General features: G+C 34.8%; 17 protein-coding genes and 1 other RNA gene. 17 read left to right on the top strand and 1 reads right to left on the bottom strand.

Annotated features, from left to right (window positions below):
• Positions 1-805 precede the first annotated feature (805 nt).
• The 4 genes from rpmH (at position 806) to EFREU_RS03700 (ending at position 3313) form a co-directional block, all read left to right on the top strand.
• Positions 806-940 (top strand): 50S ribosomal protein L34, encoded by a 135-nt coding sequence (rpmH, locus tag EFREU_RS03715; RefSeq protein WP_025363633.1) that lies wholly within the window; start codon positions 806-808, stop codon positions 938-940.
• 24 nt (positions 941-964) lie between these two features.
• A complete protein-coding gene (rnpA, locus tag EFREU_RS03710) occupies positions 965-1300 on the top strand; it encodes a ribonuclease P protein component (RefSeq protein WP_100609802.1) in 336 nt (111 codons plus the stop codon).
• A gap of 20 nt (positions 1301-1320) precedes the next feature.
• Complete coding sequence (gene yidC, locus EFREU_RS03705; protein ID WP_100609801.1) at positions 1321-2523, top strand: membrane protein insertase YidC; 1203 nt, start codon at positions 1321-1323, stop codon at positions 2521-2523.
• A 283-nt stretch (positions 2524-2806) separates the two neighbouring features.
• Positions 2807-3313, top strand: coding sequence for a type II toxin-antitoxin system death-on-curing family toxin (locus tag EFREU_RS03700; protein ID WP_157844572.1), 507 nt, complete (start codon positions 2807-2809; stop codon positions 3311-3313).
• Between the two features lie 206 nt (positions 3314-3519).
• On the opposite strand, the gene EFREU_RS03695 is transcribed toward EFREU_RS03700, so the two are convergent.
• Positions 3520-4170 (bottom strand): GIY-YIG nuclease family protein, encoded by a 651-nt coding sequence (locus tag EFREU_RS03695; RefSeq protein WP_100609799.1) that lies wholly within the window; start codon positions 4168-4170, stop codon positions 3520-3522.
• A gap of 188 nt (positions 4171-4358) precedes the next feature.
• Between EFREU_RS03695 and ffs the strand changes: the two genes are divergently transcribed.
• The 13 genes from ffs (at position 4359) to dusB (ending at position 16815) form a co-directional block, all read left to right on the top strand.
• Positions 4359-4454, top strand: an RNA gene (ffs, locus tag EFREU_RS03690) — signal recognition particle sRNA small type.
• A gap of 6 nt (positions 4455-4460) precedes the next feature.
• Complete coding sequence (locus EFREU_RS03685; protein ID WP_100609798.1) at positions 4461-4916, top strand: nucleoside deaminase; 456 nt, start codon at positions 4461-4463, stop codon at positions 4914-4916.
• A 57-nt stretch (positions 4917-4973) separates the two neighbouring features.
• On the top strand, positions 4974-6698 hold the full coding sequence (gene dnaX, locus EFREU_RS03680) for a DNA polymerase III subunit gamma/tau (RefSeq protein ID WP_100609797.1): 1725 nt from the start codon (positions 4974-4976) through the stop codon (positions 6696-6698).
• A gap of 1 nt (position 6699) precedes the next feature.
• Positions 6700-7290 carry a recombination mediator RecR gene (gene recR / locus EFREU_RS03675; protein WP_100609796.1) on the top strand — a complete coding sequence of 197 codons (591 nt, stop codon included), beginning with the start codon at positions 6700-6702 and terminating at the stop codon, positions 7288-7290.
• A complete protein-coding gene (tmk, locus tag EFREU_RS03670; RefSeq protein WP_100609795.1) occupies positions 7290-7937 on the top strand; it encodes a dTMP kinase in 648 nt (215 codons plus the stop codon). Before recR ends, tmk begins: the two co-directional genes overlap by 1 nt.
• Positions 7903-8643, top strand: a complete 741-nt coding sequence (locus EFREU_RS03665) for a hypothetical protein (protein ID WP_100609794.1) — start codon at positions 7903-7905, stop codon at positions 8641-8643. The genes tmk and EFREU_RS03665 overlap by 35 nt, the downstream gene beginning before the upstream one ends.
• On the top strand, positions 8630-9349 hold the full coding sequence (locus tag EFREU_RS03660; RefSeq protein WP_100609793.1) for a tRNA1(Val) (adenine(37)-N6)-methyltransferase: 720 nt from the start codon (positions 8630-8632) through the stop codon (positions 9347-9349). The genes EFREU_RS03665 and EFREU_RS03660 overlap by 14 nt, the downstream gene beginning before the upstream one ends.
• Before the next feature lie 8 nt (positions 9350-9357).
• Positions 9358-10611, top strand: a complete 1254-nt coding sequence (gene tilS / locus EFREU_RS03655) for a tRNA lysidine(34) synthetase TilS (RefSeq protein ID WP_100609792.1) — start codon at positions 9358-9360, stop codon at positions 10609-10611.
• Position 10612: 1 nt separating this feature from the next.
• Positions 10613-12688 carry an ATP-dependent zinc metalloprotease FtsH gene (ftsH, locus tag EFREU_RS03650; protein WP_100609840.1) on the top strand — a complete coding sequence of 692 codons (2076 nt, stop codon included), beginning with the start codon at positions 10613-10615 and terminating at the stop codon, positions 12686-12688.
• 74 nt (positions 12689-12762) lie between these two features.
• A complete protein-coding gene (locus EFREU_RS03645) occupies positions 12763-13626 on the top strand; it encodes an Hsp33 family molecular chaperone HslO (RefSeq protein ID WP_100609791.1) in 864 nt (287 codons plus the stop codon).
• A 919-nt stretch (positions 13627-14545) separates the two neighbouring features.
• Complete coding sequence (locus EFREU_RS03805) at positions 14546-15409, top strand: ABC transporter ATP-binding protein (RefSeq protein WP_408608280.1); 864 nt, start codon at positions 14546-14548, stop codon at positions 15407-15409.
• Positions 15410-15518: 109 nt separating this feature from the next.
• Complete coding sequence (locus EFREU_RS03635; protein WP_100609790.1) at positions 15519-15824, top strand: DUF1904 family protein; 306 nt, start codon at positions 15519-15521, stop codon at positions 15822-15824.
• Positions 15787-16815, top strand: a complete 1029-nt coding sequence (dusB, locus tag EFREU_RS03630; RefSeq protein WP_232673616.1) for a tRNA dihydrouridine synthase DusB — start codon at positions 15787-15789, stop codon at positions 16813-16815. Before EFREU_RS03635 ends, dusB begins: the two co-directional genes overlap by 38 nt.
• The last annotated feature ends 2 nt before the right edge of the window (positions 16816-16817 follow it).

The raw sequence follows: 16817 nt of genomic DNA, 5'->3' as shown, positions 1-16817 counted from the left end.
TCCTATGGTTTGTAATTATACTGAATTGTTCTTCTTAAATTATAGAGGTTTTATCACAATTGTTGACTATCTTCCTCGAGTTCTTTAACAAACAATTTAACAAACATTGTAAAAATGTAAAAAAGTCTATAAGCCGCTAACTAACTGATTGATTTCCACTTTTCCACAATCGTTATAAAAAATTAACAATGTGGAAAGATGTTTAATCAATGTGGATAAAATGGAAAGACCAAATGTTGTGGAAAACGTTATTAAAGACCGTTGTCAACACTTTAATAATTATTTAAGTTAAAGAAACCCCAATCGAATTAATCAAATAATGACATATTCCGTAACAAGGGGTTTGCAAGGATTTCACTACACTACTATTAAAGTCATTGATAAACCCTTATATAAAATATTTATGATATATTTTTATAACCAACCCTTACTAAACCTTTGTAATTGCTTTGCGTGGCGTTAATATTTAAACCAACGAAAACAAAACACACCAAGATCTCTCTTTTAAACATATTTAATTTATTTTTTAACATTTTTTATTTCTTCTATAATTCAGATTAGGTGCGCAATTGGCTACCAACTATCAATCATTTAAATCGATAAAAAGAAGTTCCAAACCTTAATTAAATTTAATCAAGGCTAAGTTGTCTATCTTTTGTTAAATAAACAAAAATGAACTAAAATACTGAAAAAGCCTTTAAATTCTTTGCTAACAAGTGTGATTTCCCTTTCATAAAATATGGAAAATAATATATAATATCATAGTATTTTATTAAAAAGCGACAAAGGGAAGGAGTGATTCATCATGAAAAGAACTTGACAACCATCAAAAATCAAGCACGCCCGCACTCATGGGTTTAGAGCACGCATGGCTACCAAAAATGGCCGTAAGGTGATTAAAGCACGGAGAGCAAAAGGAAGAGCAAAATTATCAGCTTAATGCTGTCGAGCTCTAAGACCCACGATGAAGAACAAACGAATAATTAAAAAGAATTTTGAATTTCAAGACATTATTGGAGAGCAGAAGACTTTAAAAAATACTAGTTATGTGATTTATTACTACCCTTCATCGCCATCTGAAAACTACTTACGTTATGGGATTTCTGTCGGTAAAAAAGTTGGTCATGCACCAACGAGAAATCTTCTGAAACGCCAGGTAAGACAAATGCTCCAAAAAGCACTTGTCACTTATGGGGATAAACCCTACCGTCTCATCATTATTGTGAGACCTGATTTTTTGAAAAAGACCTTTTTAGAGAATCAAAATAATTTAAATGCCTTATTGAAACGGTTGAAATAGATTAAATTTAAGGGGACTAGATGTACAAAGCAAATGCGAATGTAATGAGCTATTTAAATCCCAAAAAAGCTCCGTTTAAAAGTAAAAAAACATCTTTAGAAGTCCTAAAGATTGTTTGAAAATGAGTTAAAATTCTTGGATTCCTTTTCATCATCATTTCAATGTTTTGAGGGTGTGTCCAAATGTACCAAAAAGATTACACTGTCTATCAAGTTGTGGATATGACCGGAAGAAAAGTTTATGCCCCCGGAACTGCCTTTGAAATTATCATTCGTTCGTTAGGCGAAATGGGTGGGAAAAACCATATTGTCTCCGGCGATCTCCAGGAATATGGCTTTAATGGCATTATGGATTGAGGCGATGCCTTCTCCAAAACCCATTCTCCATTCTACGGTTTCTTTGTTTACCCAATGGCCTTTGTGTTAGTGGGGATATTAAAAGGATTTAGCGGAACTTTAAATCCTGGTCTAGATGCCGCTTCGCAAAAAAGTTATGGGATAGCTGCTTTCTTTGCTATTTTCTTCACAGTGTTAATTGTTCGTTCGATTACCTTGCTCTTTACTTGAAAATCACAAGTAAACCAAGAAAAAATGCAATCATTGCAATTAAAACAAGCTGAAATTCAAGCTAAATATAAAGATAAAAAAGATCTTCAAGGAAAACAAAAACAACAAGCCGAAACGATGGCCCTTTATAAAAAAGAAGGTTTATCACCAATGGCAGCTATGAGCGGAACGTTCGCTTCAATGCCTTTCTTGTTCGCCATGTTCGCCATTATTCGTTCTACAAGAGCGTTAAAAATTGCCAATATTGGTAAAATTTCCTTAATTGAAGCTCCTTGGGAACGTTTAACTCATGGAGAACCAGTTTACTTAGCTTTATTAGCAGTTTATCTACCTTTACAAATGATTTCGATGCTTTTACCAACGTTATTGCAATATGTTAATAAAAAGTCAAAGACTTTAACAGAAGCCCAACGAAAAGCGCGTAAGAAAAACTTGATTATGCAATTAGTTTTCATGGTCATCTTTATTATCATTGTGGCCACGATTTCATCAGGGGTGGCAATCTACTGAATCTTGTCATCAACATTCCAAATTGGTCAAACTCTAGGGTTCTTCTTCTATAACCAAAAGAAAAATGCCCCCGGAAGCCGCGAACGTGATCGTCGTTTACGCCAAATGTCCAAACGGAAAAATAACAATTTAGTATTAAGTAAATAAGTAAAATTATTTAAAGTGGTCTTTTTAGACCACTTTTTTATTAATTAAAATAAATTTCCTAAACTATTTTAAGTCAAACGCATAACTTTCTTTTGCTTAGTTGACTAGCCAGTTAATATAAAACTATCGTTAAATTTATCATTCATTATCATTCAATAAAGGAAAAAATGATTTATGAAAAATAAATATATATGGCTATCATTTAGTAATCTTGACAATGAACTTTTTATGAAAGCTGCTAAGGCCACTCCTTTTTTTAAAAAGTATTGATTTTGCTAAAAACATGATTATTTATGAATCACAAAATATCGAGTCTCTTAATTTTCAAAATATTCGCGTTTATTTTGATGAGTCTTTAGTAAAAATTCTAATTAATGTAGTTGAAGCTGCGCATTCTTTGGCCCAAACTGTAACTAGTGAAAGGGGTGTTTATGGCGAGAAAGGCAAAGGTGCTGTAGAAGCAACTATTAATTCGTTAGTTCAAAAATGAAGTTACGCCACCACACCTTTAACAGCACTTGATCTCTCTGCTGAACTTTTATATTCATTTCTAACCCGACACAAATTTCATAACGGCAATAAGCGAACTGCGCTACTTACAGCTATTATTTTTTTGGAAGTTTGCGGCTTTTTTATTAAAATTGACCCCCGGAAAGGTTATTTAAAAGATTGGGAGCATTATGTAATCAAAATTGTTGAAGATACTAAAAATTTATCTGAGGAAGAACAAATTAGCGAAATAGTTAAGTGATTTGAAAAACAAATTTTATTATCTTTTACAGTTAGTTAATGTATAATCTGTTCATAATTTAAAATTAAATAAAGGAGATACTATAATGAAATGCATAAACGAGAAAATCGTGGATAAAATTTTGTCTACTAGTATTCCACAAGCAAGTAAAAAGATAGAAAATGATATCGAAATAATGAAAGTCATTTCAAACCTATCAAAAAAATAAAAATCTACACTTTCTATAAAAGTGTAGATTTTTATTTTTAAGTGGGTTTCTTATTTACTCATCGCGTATTATATGACCGGTATTTAAAGAAATCGTTTTCATCAATATCTTTAGGATGAGAACCAAAACCTAAGGCGTGAAGTTGGTTAAAGCCACGTGTATCGGCCCCTAACTTATGCATTCAATATTCTTCCCTTTTTGCCATTAACTCCCAATTCCTAGAATCACTAATCACTTCTAGTACTGAAAAACGGATATTTTCGGGTCTCAATTTATAAAATTTTAGATAATCGCAAATTTTATAATATTTTAATTCAAACCCTTTGACATGAGGTTCATCATAAATTATTCTTATTTTCTTATAATGAGATCTGAACCTGGCTTGAAAATTGTTTGTTTTTCCAACATAAATAGGAATAAAATATTGGCCTTCATAGTCACCATCTTGGATTCAAAAACAATAAATCCCACTTTGCCTACTTATTGGGTCTCCTGGAAAAATCGGACGCAAATTATTAATGACTTGTTGATCTAAGTGGGAGCACAAATTCTTGACGGCTAATGATAGTTCGTGATCTCTAAATTCTTTTCGTTTCTTGTTTAATAGATAGTTGCGGACACTGAAAAAACTAGCAATAAGAATGATAATCAAAACGAATAAAAGAATTGCTACCATTAGTTTAATCATTTGTTCTCCACTAAATACCAAACTTTATTATTTTATAATTAAGATTACAAAATAAATGGTAAATTAATTTTTTATCAGAATTGACAATTTAATTAATTGGCTAGATAAGTTGTCAATTAAACAACTTATTGAAAAGGGAATTTTCTACCACCAAACACTTTTTGGATTATAAATTAATATGGTAAAATATATATGGCCATTATAAAGATAACGTCTGAATTAGTCAGGTCCGGAAGGAAGCAGCTATAAGGAAATGTGTCTTGTATAATGGTTTTATTTTGGAGATAAATATGGAAGATCAATACTTCGAAACCTTAATGAAAGCTTTAAAAAATACCGAAAAGAGCGAAGATGTTCCGGTATCTAGTCTCATTTTAGACCCACAAGGAAATGTGGCTAGCATTGGGTGAAATACTCGTCAAGCTAATTGAGAGATTTCAAATCATGCGGAAATTAATGCTCTAAATAATTTAACTACCAAAATAAAATCATTAAACTTAGACCAATACACTTTATTAACGACCTTAGAGCCGTGCCAAATGTGTTACGGGGCCATCAAACAAACAAAAATTAAGCAAATTAAGTATCTTGTTACGAGTGACAAGTATGGAATTCATAATCATTTTAGTATTAATGATATCAGCCCTAAATTGCAAAAGAATAGCACCCCAGAGCAAGAACGGCAATACCAAGAAATTTTAGAAACCTTTTTTAAAAAGCTTCGTCATCCAGAGAACAATAATTAGGCTCCCAAGCCTTTTTTTGTACTCTTTCTTGCTAAAATATAGAGGTTAAGGAGTAGCATGTTAAAAAATAAAAGTTCACTTTACCGTTCATATCGACCCGACACTTTTTCAGAGGTAGCAGGTCATAAAAATGTGATTACTATTTTACAAAATGAAGTAAAAAATAATGCTTTTCCTCATGCCCTATTATTCACTGGTCAAAAAGGGACAGGTAAAACATCCTTAGCAAGAATCTTCGCTAAAGCTATTAACTGTGAGAAACCAGTAGAAGGCAACCCTTGTAATGACTGCCTAAATTGTCAACTAAGTAATCAAGGTCAGACTGCAAATATTTTCGAAATTGATGCAGCTTCGAATAACGGAGTTGATGAAATTCGTAACATTAAAGAAAATGTGTCGATTTTACCATTAGGTGGTCGATATAAGGTTTACATCATCGACGAAGTCCACATGTTAAGTAAAGGTGCTTTCAATGCTCTTTTAAAGACTTTGGAAGAACCACCAAAGCATGCCTTGTTTATCTTAGCAACGACTGAATTTGCTAAACTTCCTGCCACCATTATTTCTCGATGTCAAGCTTTTAATTTACAAAAGATTGATCAAACCTCACTAATCAATCGTTTGAATTTTGTCGCGGAAAATGAAGGTTTTGTTTTAGAAGGCAAAGCAGCCCAAGAAATTTACTTCCTAAGTGAAGGATCATTACGTGATGCCCTCAATTACCTTGAACAATTAATGATTATTAGTGATCATGAGTTAACTCTAGAAAATTTACAAAAGCTTTTCTATCTAGCTCCTTTATCAGAAAAATTGCAATTAATCCAAGACCTTTTAAACAATCGTTTTCAAACCGTTATTGAGTACTTTGAAACTGTCGAAGCCCGCGGGTTAGACTTTAACCAATTTACTTTAAGCTTGATGATTATTTTAAAAGAAATTATTGAATATAAAATAACCAACGACTCAAGATTTTTAACTTATTTGGAAGCAAATGAATTACTTGGTTGGCCATCAGATATCGATGGTTATTTTGCTATTGCTGATTGTTTGGCTGAAGCTTATAAGAAGTCTCAAGGAAGTGGGCTAAATTTTAATTATTTGCTTATTAGTCTTTTAAAACTAAACTCAGTAAAGCCTCAACTTACTGCTACCGAAACAATAAAGATTGCCCCTTCAAAACTATCACAAAAAGTCGTTAATGAAGCGGAGTATGTAACTCCTACTTTAACAATGATAAGAAACGAAAAGCTAGCCACAGCATCAAGTATCTCGATGACAACCAATAAAACGATCACCAATGCAATGGCTCTAAATACATTAGTGGCTCCTGATGGTCAAGCCCGCAAAGAAATTACCAAACTATTAGACCAATGCTTTGCAATAAACCAAAACGACCAACTTATTGACCCAAGTAAAGCTCGTGAGATGATAGCTTGATGTGATGGAAAAATTATCGCTGTAAGTGATTGCGAAATTTTAATTCGATTTGAAAAAATTTGGGCAACTAATTACTTGCAACATTGCTTACAAGATGATGTTTACATAGCAAAACTAAGTGAATTTTTTGGCAAGAATTATAAGGTTTACCCCATTGATGAAACTCAATTCACGTTACTAAAAAAGGATTTTGCCTTTAAAAATAAGGCAAAAACATTACCAATTCACCATCATGATTTTGAGGAGGTAAAGACTTTTAAAAGTGATGATTTAGATAATAATGAGATTGGTTTTGAAACCTTAGTCAAGCAAACTCTCGGCGAAGACTGTGAGATAGAAGGCTAATATGAAAATAGAAATTGACGAAATTATTAGTAATCTCTCGAAATTTAAAGGCTTAACGAAAAAGAACAGCGAACGTTTAGTAGTTGATCTAATCGAACACCCCGATAAGGTAGAGGCGCTCCAAAGAGAAATTCGAAAAGTCCAAACACTTTTCCACATTTGCCCAATTTGTTATGGTTTAACCATAAATGAACAATGCGAAATTTGTGCTAATCCTTCGCGAAACCAAAAAATTGTTTGTGTTGTTTCGTCAATAATGGACATGTTGAATATCGAGAAATTTCAAAAATATAAAGGCGTTTACGCAGTTCTAGGAGGCGAAATTAACGTTCAAAAGGGGATGACTCCAGATAAGTTAGCCATTGATTCCCTATTACATCGCTTAAAAACGGGTGATGAAGTTATTTTGGCTCTAAATGCGACCTTTGAAGGAGAAGTGACGGCCAATTACATTGCTAAACTCTTGCAAACCAAAAAAGTCAAGATAACTAGAATCGCTAAAGGTATCCCAATGGGTGGAATGATAGATTACATGGATGAGGCAACTCTTGAAAGTGCTTTAATAAATCGTAAAAAAGTGGAGGAAGATTAATGTTTATTACAATTGAGGGTGTTGATGGAAGCGGCAAAACAACGGCGATTAAAAAAGTAGCAGAAAAATTAGAAAAAGCGGGCTACGAAGTACTGCTTACTCGCGAACCGGGTGGAGAGAAAATATCTGAGCAAATTCGTCACCTAATTCTAGCTGACCAAAGTGAAGGAATGGATCCGTGAACAGAAGCGCTATTATACCTAGCAGCCCGTCGTGAACATCTGAGCAAAGTGATTATTCCTGCTTTAAAAGCAAATAAAATTGTGATTTCAGATCGCTTTATGGATTCCACAAGTGCTTATCAAGGCCATGGTAGAGGTCTTGGCCTTGAAGCAGTTGACACAATTCAAAGAGTTGTTGTTGGTGATTACGTTCCTAACCTGACCATTTATTTTGATTTAGACCCTCAGGAAGCGCAACGTCGCTTGAAAACAGCCACAAAAACCAAGAACCGTTTTGATTTAGAAAAAAAGGAATTTAAAGATTTGGTTCGTGAAGGCTACCAAAAACTGTTGCAGAAATACCCAGACCGATTCCGTGTGGTTGATGCAAATCAATCACTTGACAATGTGGAAGACCAAATTAGTAGATTAATTTTTGAAGCGTTAGAAAATGCAAATCATCCAGTTTCTTCAAAAACAAATTAGTGAAAAACGTCTTCCCCAATCCTTAACCCTTGAAGGTCAAAACCAAGAACTTCTAATTAGTACCGCACAAGAAATCATTCGTCTTCTTTGTTGTCCAAACCAAAGTTATCCAAGTGATGATTGTGATTATTGTCTAAAGCAAAAAAACTGGTTCGACGTTTTATGAATTGGTGATGGAGCGACTGAAATCGGTAAGGAAGTTATTCAAACAATGATTCAAAAAATGCAACTTTCCGCTCTTGAGAGTCATGGGCAAAAAATTTATGTGATTCAAAATGCCGAAAATTTAAAAACAATTGCTTCTAATTCATTATTAAAGTTTTTAGAAGAACCACCTCATGACACCTACGCCATTTTATTAACAAAAGATCGTGGTCGAGTTTTGCCAACAATCAAATCTCGTTGTCAAAACTTTCGTGTCAATTCAAGTCAATCTTTTGCTAGTCAAAATGCTTTTGATGACTTACTACGCCAAAACGATATTTCTGAATTAATGTTAGGTTCGATGTATTTGAAAGAAACCACCCCAGATGAATTAATTAGAATGGCGGAACAAAGTTTGACCAAAACAATTTGACCACTTTTCCCCCAATGAGCCGAACCAACTTTGCAACTTATTGCTGACCTAAAAAGTCAAGTTAGCAATAAGTTAGCTTTAGACCACTACTTTATTACCCTATGCCGAGGCGCCGATGAAAATTCTTAATACCATTTTAAATTATTCTAACCGCACCCTCTATCAAGAGACAGAGATGTTTAGTTTCACCCTTGATAGCATTTTGGTGGCGCGTTTTTTAAATCTTAATTCCCGTCGGAAAAGAATTGTGGACTTTGGAACCAATAATGCTATCATTCCGCTTATTATTAGCAAATATACTGAAGCAGAAATTGTAGGCTTGGAAATTCATCCCGAGGCAGTCGCTTTAGCACGTGAAAATGTGGAGTTAAACCATTTGGAAAAACAAATTTCTATTGTTGAAACTGATATTAAAGATTATGCTCAAGTTCATAATCAGGAGTTTGATGTGGTTATTTGTAACCCCCCATTTTTTAAAATGGAGGGAAAACCAAAACTGAAAGAGCAACCCCAAAAAATTCAGGCTAGGCATGAAGTTTTGATTACATTAGAAGAAATTATTGCTAGTGCAGCCAAAGTTTTGAAAAATGGTGGAGTTTTAACGATGGTTCACCGAGCCGAACGAACTAGTGAAATTTTATTACTTTTAGAACGCTACCGTTTCACGCCAAAAAGAATGCAATTTGTTTATTCTAAGGCTGGACAAAAAGCTAAAACACTTTTAATTGATGCAGTTTTAAACGGCAAAGAGGGTAATGATATTTTACCCCCTTTAATTGCTCATCAAGATGATGAAAGCTATACACCAGAATTACTAGCAATGTTTCGTGACTAGGGGGTAAAATGCTTAAAGTTGATCCAAAAAAAGGTTATATCGTGGGTGTATCTGGGGGACCAGATAGCGTTTATATGCTAAATGAATTGGTCAAAAAGAAGATTCCTAATCTGGTTATTGCTCATGTTAACTATCATTATCGCGATGACAGTGATTTAGACCAACAGTTAGTCGAAGAGTTGGCAAAAAAACACCACATTCCATACCGAATTTTAGAAATTAATTCGGAAATTTATAAGACCCCAATTGGCAATTTTGAAGCATGAGCTCGCACCATCCGTTATGATTTTTTTGCGAATACTGCCAAAGAGTTTGGCTATGATACTGTGATGATTGCCCACAATCATAATGACCACATTGAAACATTTCTTTTGCAAAAGGAACGTAACAATTTAGTCAACCATTATGGAATCGCCCCAAAAACAATTTATGGTGATTTCAAAGTGGAAAGACCAATTTTAACTTTGAATAAGAGTCAAATTTTGCAAAGACTTGAAAAACAAAAAATCCCTTATCGGTTAGATTCCACAAATGTTGATAAAAAGTTTGCCCGAAATCGAATTCGCGCAACTCTCAATGAGGAAGACTTTCCACTTTATGACCAGGAAATTAAAATTGCCAACCAAAATTTAGCAAAAGAAATGAAAGCAGTTTATCATTATCTCAAAACAAACCAAGTTGGTGATACCTTAAAAATTACTCCTCTTTGAACACAATTAAGTTCTACGCTAAAAACAAGAATCCTTTATGTTTTTTTGCAAAGTCAAAACAAGAATCCGGCACAAAATCGCAAACGAAGTTTACTCCAAGAAGTATCGCGAAGACTTGATAAAAGTTCTAAAAATTTCTGAACAATCCTAGTTGATGACTATTATCTGATGCGTGATTATGATTTACTCCGTTTAATTCCTAAGGTTCGTTTAGACCCCCGAAAAATCACTATCAAAGTTGATGAAGATTTATACTTGGTTGAAGAGTTTCCTAACGGTTATGAATTGTTTGAGGCCATTAAAAAAGATGGTTTCCGCTTCCCTTATACAATTACCAACGATTACCAAGAATTTAAAGATAAATTATGAATTGGCAAGAAGACGGTCAAAAATTACTTCAATAGTCTTAAAACCCCGTATCTAACGCGTTATACGAATGGTTTATTATATCGTCGAGGCTCTAATAAAGTGCTAAATCAAGGGCATGAAAAGGCCAACAAACAAACAAATGAATATGGTAAAATTATAAGGATTATAAAAAGAGGTGAATAAATTGAATAAGCAAAAACGCAAAACAAGCATGTGGGTTTGGATTGTCCTAGTTTTAGTAATTGCCATTACAGCGATTGTTATTTCTTTAACATTAAAAGGATCGGTCGAAAAACAAAATCTTGCTTGAATGGCGGGTCAAGTTGGTCTTAATACTAAATTTGATAAATTAGCCATGCTCAACGGTGATAACGGTACCGTCACAATTAAAGGTGTTTATTTAAATGCAAAGGGAAATTGAATTCAATTTTCGATTTCAACTAGCCAGTGACAATTGGTGAAGGATAGTACTCCCGGTTTAACCCAACTATTAGCCACCGCCTCGGTGGCACCAAAAGGCGTTGGCTTTGGGTCGGTTCTGATATCATTCTTACCTCTTTTAATCATAATCTTGATTTACGTAGCTATGTTTAAAGCCATGGCTAAAGGTGGCGCAGGTGGTGCTAACATTTTCGGAATGGGGAAAAACCGTGCTCACCAAATTCGTACCAACGTTAAATTTAGTGATGTTGGAGGAATCCAAGAAGAAAAAACCGAACTAATTGAATTAGTGGATTACTTTAAAAATTCAAAACGTTATTCAGAAGCTGGGGCCAAAGCTCCTAAAGGTGTTCTTTTAGAAGGTCCCCCAGGAACAGGTAAAACTCTTTTAGCGAAGGCTGTTGCTGGTGAAGCGGGTGTCCCATTCTTCTCAATTTCTGGATCAGAATTTGAGGAAATGTTTGCTGGAGTTGGAGCTTCAAGAGTCCGTGACATGTTTGCGGAAGCAAAAAAAGCAGCCCCATGTATTATTTTCATTGATGAAATTGATGCTGTCGGAAGTAAACGATTTGGACCAATGGGAGCGCGTGGAAACGAACAGACCTTGAACCAATTACTGGTGGAAATGGATGGTTTTGATACTAATTCCGGAGTAATCGTCATGGGAGCCACAAACCGTGCTGATGTTTTGGACTCGGCCTTATTGAGACCTGGACGTTTTGACCGGGTAATTCAAGTTTCTCTACCAGATATTCGTGAACGTGAAGAAATCTTAAAACTTCACTCACGCGGTAAGAAAATTTCTTCAAAAGTTAACTGACATAATATTGCTAGTCGTACTCCTGGTTTCAGTGGTGCCCAATTAGCTAACGTTTTAAATGAAGCGGCCATTTTAATGGTTCGTGAAAACAAAACAGAAATCGGTTTAGTTGAAATTGACGAAGCCATTGACCGAGTGGTTGGTGGGCCTGCGAAAAAAACTCGTGCCATGAGCCAACGTGACAAGAGCATTGTTTCTTATCATGAATCAGGACATGCCCTTGTAGGTCTGAAGTTAGAAAACGCTAACAAGGTACAAAAAGTAACTATCATTCCTCGTGGAAATGCTGGGGGTTATACCATTAGTACTCCCAAGGAAGAACAAGTTTTCTCGTCGAAAAAAGATTTGGTTGCCATGATTGCTGGATACCTTGGTGGTCGTGCTGCTGAAGAAATTGTTTTTGGAGCTGACCATGTAACTACTGGAGCTCATGATGACCTTGACAAAGCCACTAATATTGCGAGAAAAATGGTGGTTCAATTCGGGATGTCTAAATTGGGAATGACCAAATATTTGACCATGAGTGAAGAAGCTTACGGAAAACTAGAAGGTACTTATTCTGATGAAACGGCAACCAAAATTGACCATGCCATTCAAGAAATTTTGGATGAATCGTATAAAGAAGCATTAAGAATTATTAATGACAACCGTGATGAATTAGAATTATTAGCCGAATCACTAAGAACTCTAGAAACAATCACCGCTGAACAAATTGAATATATTGATCAAGAAATGAAATTGCCTGCGGAAGTATTAGTTGAAAAAGAGCGTAATTTAAACGAAGAACGCAAACGTGAAGCGGGAGACATTTTTGAAGTTGATTTAACTGATGTTAAAGTGATTGAAGAAAAAGACTCAGAAATGATCGAGAAGACTAACAAAACTGAAAAAACTGATGAAGTAATCGATGTTGAAGTAAGTCCTATTACTGAAGCTGAAGTGGTTGAAGAACCCAAACCAAGTAACAACGATGATAACAAAGACGAACCACAATTATAATTAGAAAAAGCATTAAAATATAGATAGATAAAAGCAACGACCATAAATCGTTGCTTTTCGTTAGGAGGAAAGAAATGGACCACGGAATTAGAGCGATAAGCGAAAAACACCATTTTAAAATTTTCATATTGGATTTAACTAAAACAATGCAAGAAATAATTACCTTGCAGGGTACTAATCCATTTGCCACAATACTCTTATCAAAAGCAACTCTTGCCACAAGCCTTTTAGCTTTAAGTTTGAAGAATGGCGAAGTTCTTACTGCTTCAATTGATAGCAAAGATGCTAAAACTGGCAAAATGATTACGGAGTTTCACGATAACCATGTTCGTGCCTATATCCAAAATCCTAAATTTGATATTACAGATGAGGAATCAAAACGGTTTACTAATCCCTATGAATGGGCATGAGGAACCAAAGGTACGTTAACAATTAATCGTCAACTCCGTGGTTATGATCCTTATGTTTCCAAGATTGCCTTATCATCTCATGGATTAGATTATGATTTTATGGAATTTGGTAGACAATCAAACCAGATTCAAAACCTCTTAATGACAATGGTAGCCTTAGATAAAAATTGGTCTGTTAAAAAAGCTGTTGGTCTCTATATTGAATTACTTCCTAATCATACTGATGATGACATTGTTTATTTAGAAGACAAACTTCAATCCACATCAATTCGCGAACAATTACTCAATGAAAAAGACTATGAAACCTTTCTGAGAATATTAGTGCCTGATGCTATTAAAGTTGGCGATAACAAAATTTCTTTCCGCTGCACTTGTAACGATGAAAAAATTGTTGACGCCATCCAACTTTTGGGAAAGCAAGAAATTACCGATATGGTGAAAGCTAATGAACCAGCCGAAGTAACTTGTGATTTTTGTAAAAAGAAATATTTGATTGCTGTTTCTGCTTTACAGGAGTTAATTAGTTAATGATAGAATAAAGAGGACATTGTTAGAAATTAGGAAAGGGATTAATATGGCTGAATCTCCAAACAAACCATCACTTCCATTACCGGATGATAATAATAAAGACCAAGATTCAAAACCAACTGTTTGTGAAAACGCAAACGATGGTGCTGAACATAAGTCAACAGATAATAAAAATGAACGTCCTGAACCTCCAAAACCAGTTGAAGAGGTCTCAGAAGACAAAATGCTAAATGATGAAGATAAAGAAAAAGATTATCCTCATACTATCGAAATTGAAGAAGTAGAGGAAGTAATTGAAATCATTACCCCGGTAGATAATTTGACCGAGGAACAATCTTCTAAAAAAACAAAACCAAAAAAAACTGTTCGTTCAAACCAAAAAAGTGATAAGCAAAAAGATGAACATTTTGACCATGATTACGATCAAGAGGTTCATGAACATAAATACCATGATTATCACCCACATCACGAAGATTATGAAGAGCACGAAACAAAGGTCGAAGAGCAAGCAAAACCAAAATTTTTCCACTCTCGTGCTAAAAAAGACAAATTCGAAATTCCTCCAGTTCCCCCAATAAATTCGGATAACGAAATGGGACCGGAACATTTTGACCATGATTCTGATCAAGAAGCTCATGAACAAAAATACCATGATTATCATGAACACCATTATGAATATGAACACCATGAAGCCCATGAGCATAATAATCAAAAACCCAGTGATGGTAAGGACATTGTTCTTGAGCCAGAAATTGAAATTGAAGGACAAGAAAAAAAAGAAGGCCCAATTCACATTGCTGATGATGAGAAATTAAATCATCCGCTAAGTGATGAGGCCCTTAAAAAAAGTGAAGCAATTGAGGAAGTCAGCGAAACTCTAAGTTACGATTCAGAAGGCAAACCTCAAGAACGAGAATATATTAAAATTAACCCTGTGCAATTTGATGCGATTGGGGTAAAAGCTTTAAAGTCAATTCAAAAGCGCCAAAAACAATTAACTTCAAAATATTCTAAGGGAATTTTGGATGGTAACATCGTTACCACAACAGATTACAAACCTGATTTAAGCAAATATATTATTGAACTTAAAGATGTTCGGAAATCATACGTTACTGGTGATCTAGAAACCCCTGTTTTAAAGGGAATTGATATTAAATTAAATAAAGCAGACTTTATCGTTATTTTAGGACCTTCTGGTTCAGGAAAAACCACTTTTCTGAACATCATCTCTGGTCTTGATAAAGCAACTGAAGGTGATGTTTTTGTCCTTGGTTCAAACTTAAGTTTATTAAAAGATTCGCATTTGACGAAATTCCGTCGTTGACATGTTGGATTTATTTTCCAACAATACAACCTTTTAACAAACTTAACAGCTAAGGAAAATGCCGAAGTAGGGGAAAACCTTTCTCGTACTAAAAACCCCGACATGACTATTGATGATATTTTTGAAACAATTGGAATGAAAGACCAAATGAACAAATACCCTCACCAAATGTCAGGAGGACAACAACAACGTGTTTCAATCGCTCGTGCACTTGCTAAAAATCCTGATATTCTTTTTGCCGATGAACCAACTGGAGCTTTGGATGAAGAAATGGGACGAAAAGTTTTAGAAATCTTAGTCCAAGTTAACAAACGTTACAAAACAACTGTCATCGTCGTTACCCACAACCCGAACATTGCTAAAATCGGGAACACTGTTATTCATATCCGAAACGGATTGATTGACGAAGTGATCAAGAACGATCATCCAGCAGATCCATCAACTATTGATTGATCATAGTGATTGCAAAATAAATCACTTGCTATTAAAACCCAAGCTTTTTGCTTGGGTTTTAATTTGATTTGGTCTCATTTTGAAAAAAAGGTAAAATAAAAAGAAAAGAGGAAATATGCCAATTATTACTTTTCACGGAATCCCTACGCAAGCAGTAGAAAAATACTATTCTCAAGTTGACGAACTTGCTACCTTAATCGGGGCCAATGTTGCCAACATCTTCTTTGTGATTGATGAAAAAAAAGTCTTGAATACTGAAACAAGTGCTTTTATCACAGTAGAATGAATGAAACGCGAAACTAAAGAACAAATTCTTGTTGATGATTTAGGAACTTTTTTTCAACCCTACGTTTCCAAAACAGCCATCTTTTTTACAGACATTAATGGCAAATTCTACCTCAATGGTCAAAAAATTGGTTAGCAATAAATTCAAAATCGGGGATGTAGAAATCCCTGGACTAATCATTCAAGGTCCAATGGCTGGGGTGGCGAATGAGGCGTTTCGTTTAATCTCTAAAAAGCATGGAGCTGCTTTAGTTTGCAGCGAAATGGTCTCTATTGAAGGCCTTCGCCACAAAAATGAAAAAAGTCATAAGATGATTAGCATTAATCAATCGGAACATCCAGCTAGTTTACAGTTATTTGGCAACGATGTTGAAGCTTTTGTAAAAGCAACTAAATTAGTAGATCAATATTCGGACTGTGACATCATTGATTTAAACCTTGGTTGTCCAGCCCCTAAGGTCGCAATTCGTTCGCAATCGGGCTCGCAATTATTAAAAACACCAAAATTAATAGGTGAAATTGTCGAGGCAGTAGTGGCCAATACAACTAAACCAGTAACAGCTAAAATTCGGTTAGGTTGAGATAAAGAGAATATTAATGCTGTCGAGGTGGCTAAAATTATTGAGGCAGCAGGGGCAAGTGCTATCACAGTTCATGGTCGTACTCGTTCAGAGTTCTATACTGGAAAAGCTGATTGGCAACAAATTAAAGCCGTCAAAGAAGCTGTAAAAATTCCTGTTATTGGTAATGGCGATGTTTTAACTCCTGAAGATGCAAAAACAATGTTAGAAGAAACTGGGTGCGATGCTGTGATGATTTCCCGTGGGTCACAAGGTAATCCATGAATCTTTGCCCAATGTAATCATTATCTTGCAACTGGTGAATTGTTACCAAAACCAAGTTTTGAGGAATGAAAGGTGACTGTTTTAGAACACCTAGATCTCTTGGCTGCTTTAAAAGGCGACCATTTAGGGCTTCGCGAGTTTCGGAAGCACCTTAATTGATATTGAGATGTTTTACCTAAGACTAAAAATATTAAAGCCATTAAGGATTTAACTAATAAAATCGAAACTCGTCAAGATGTCCTTGACTTGTTTATGGAGTATCAGAAAGGATTAAATAACTAATC

The organism is Entomoplasma freundtii, from assembly GCF_002804205.1.
Lineage (GTDB): Bacteria > Bacillota_I > Bacilli_A > Mycoplasmatales > Mycoplasmataceae > Williamsoniiplasma > Williamsoniiplasma freundtii.
Note: the sequence above shows the minus strand (reverse complement) of the source record. Positions and strands in the feature narration are given on the sequence as shown.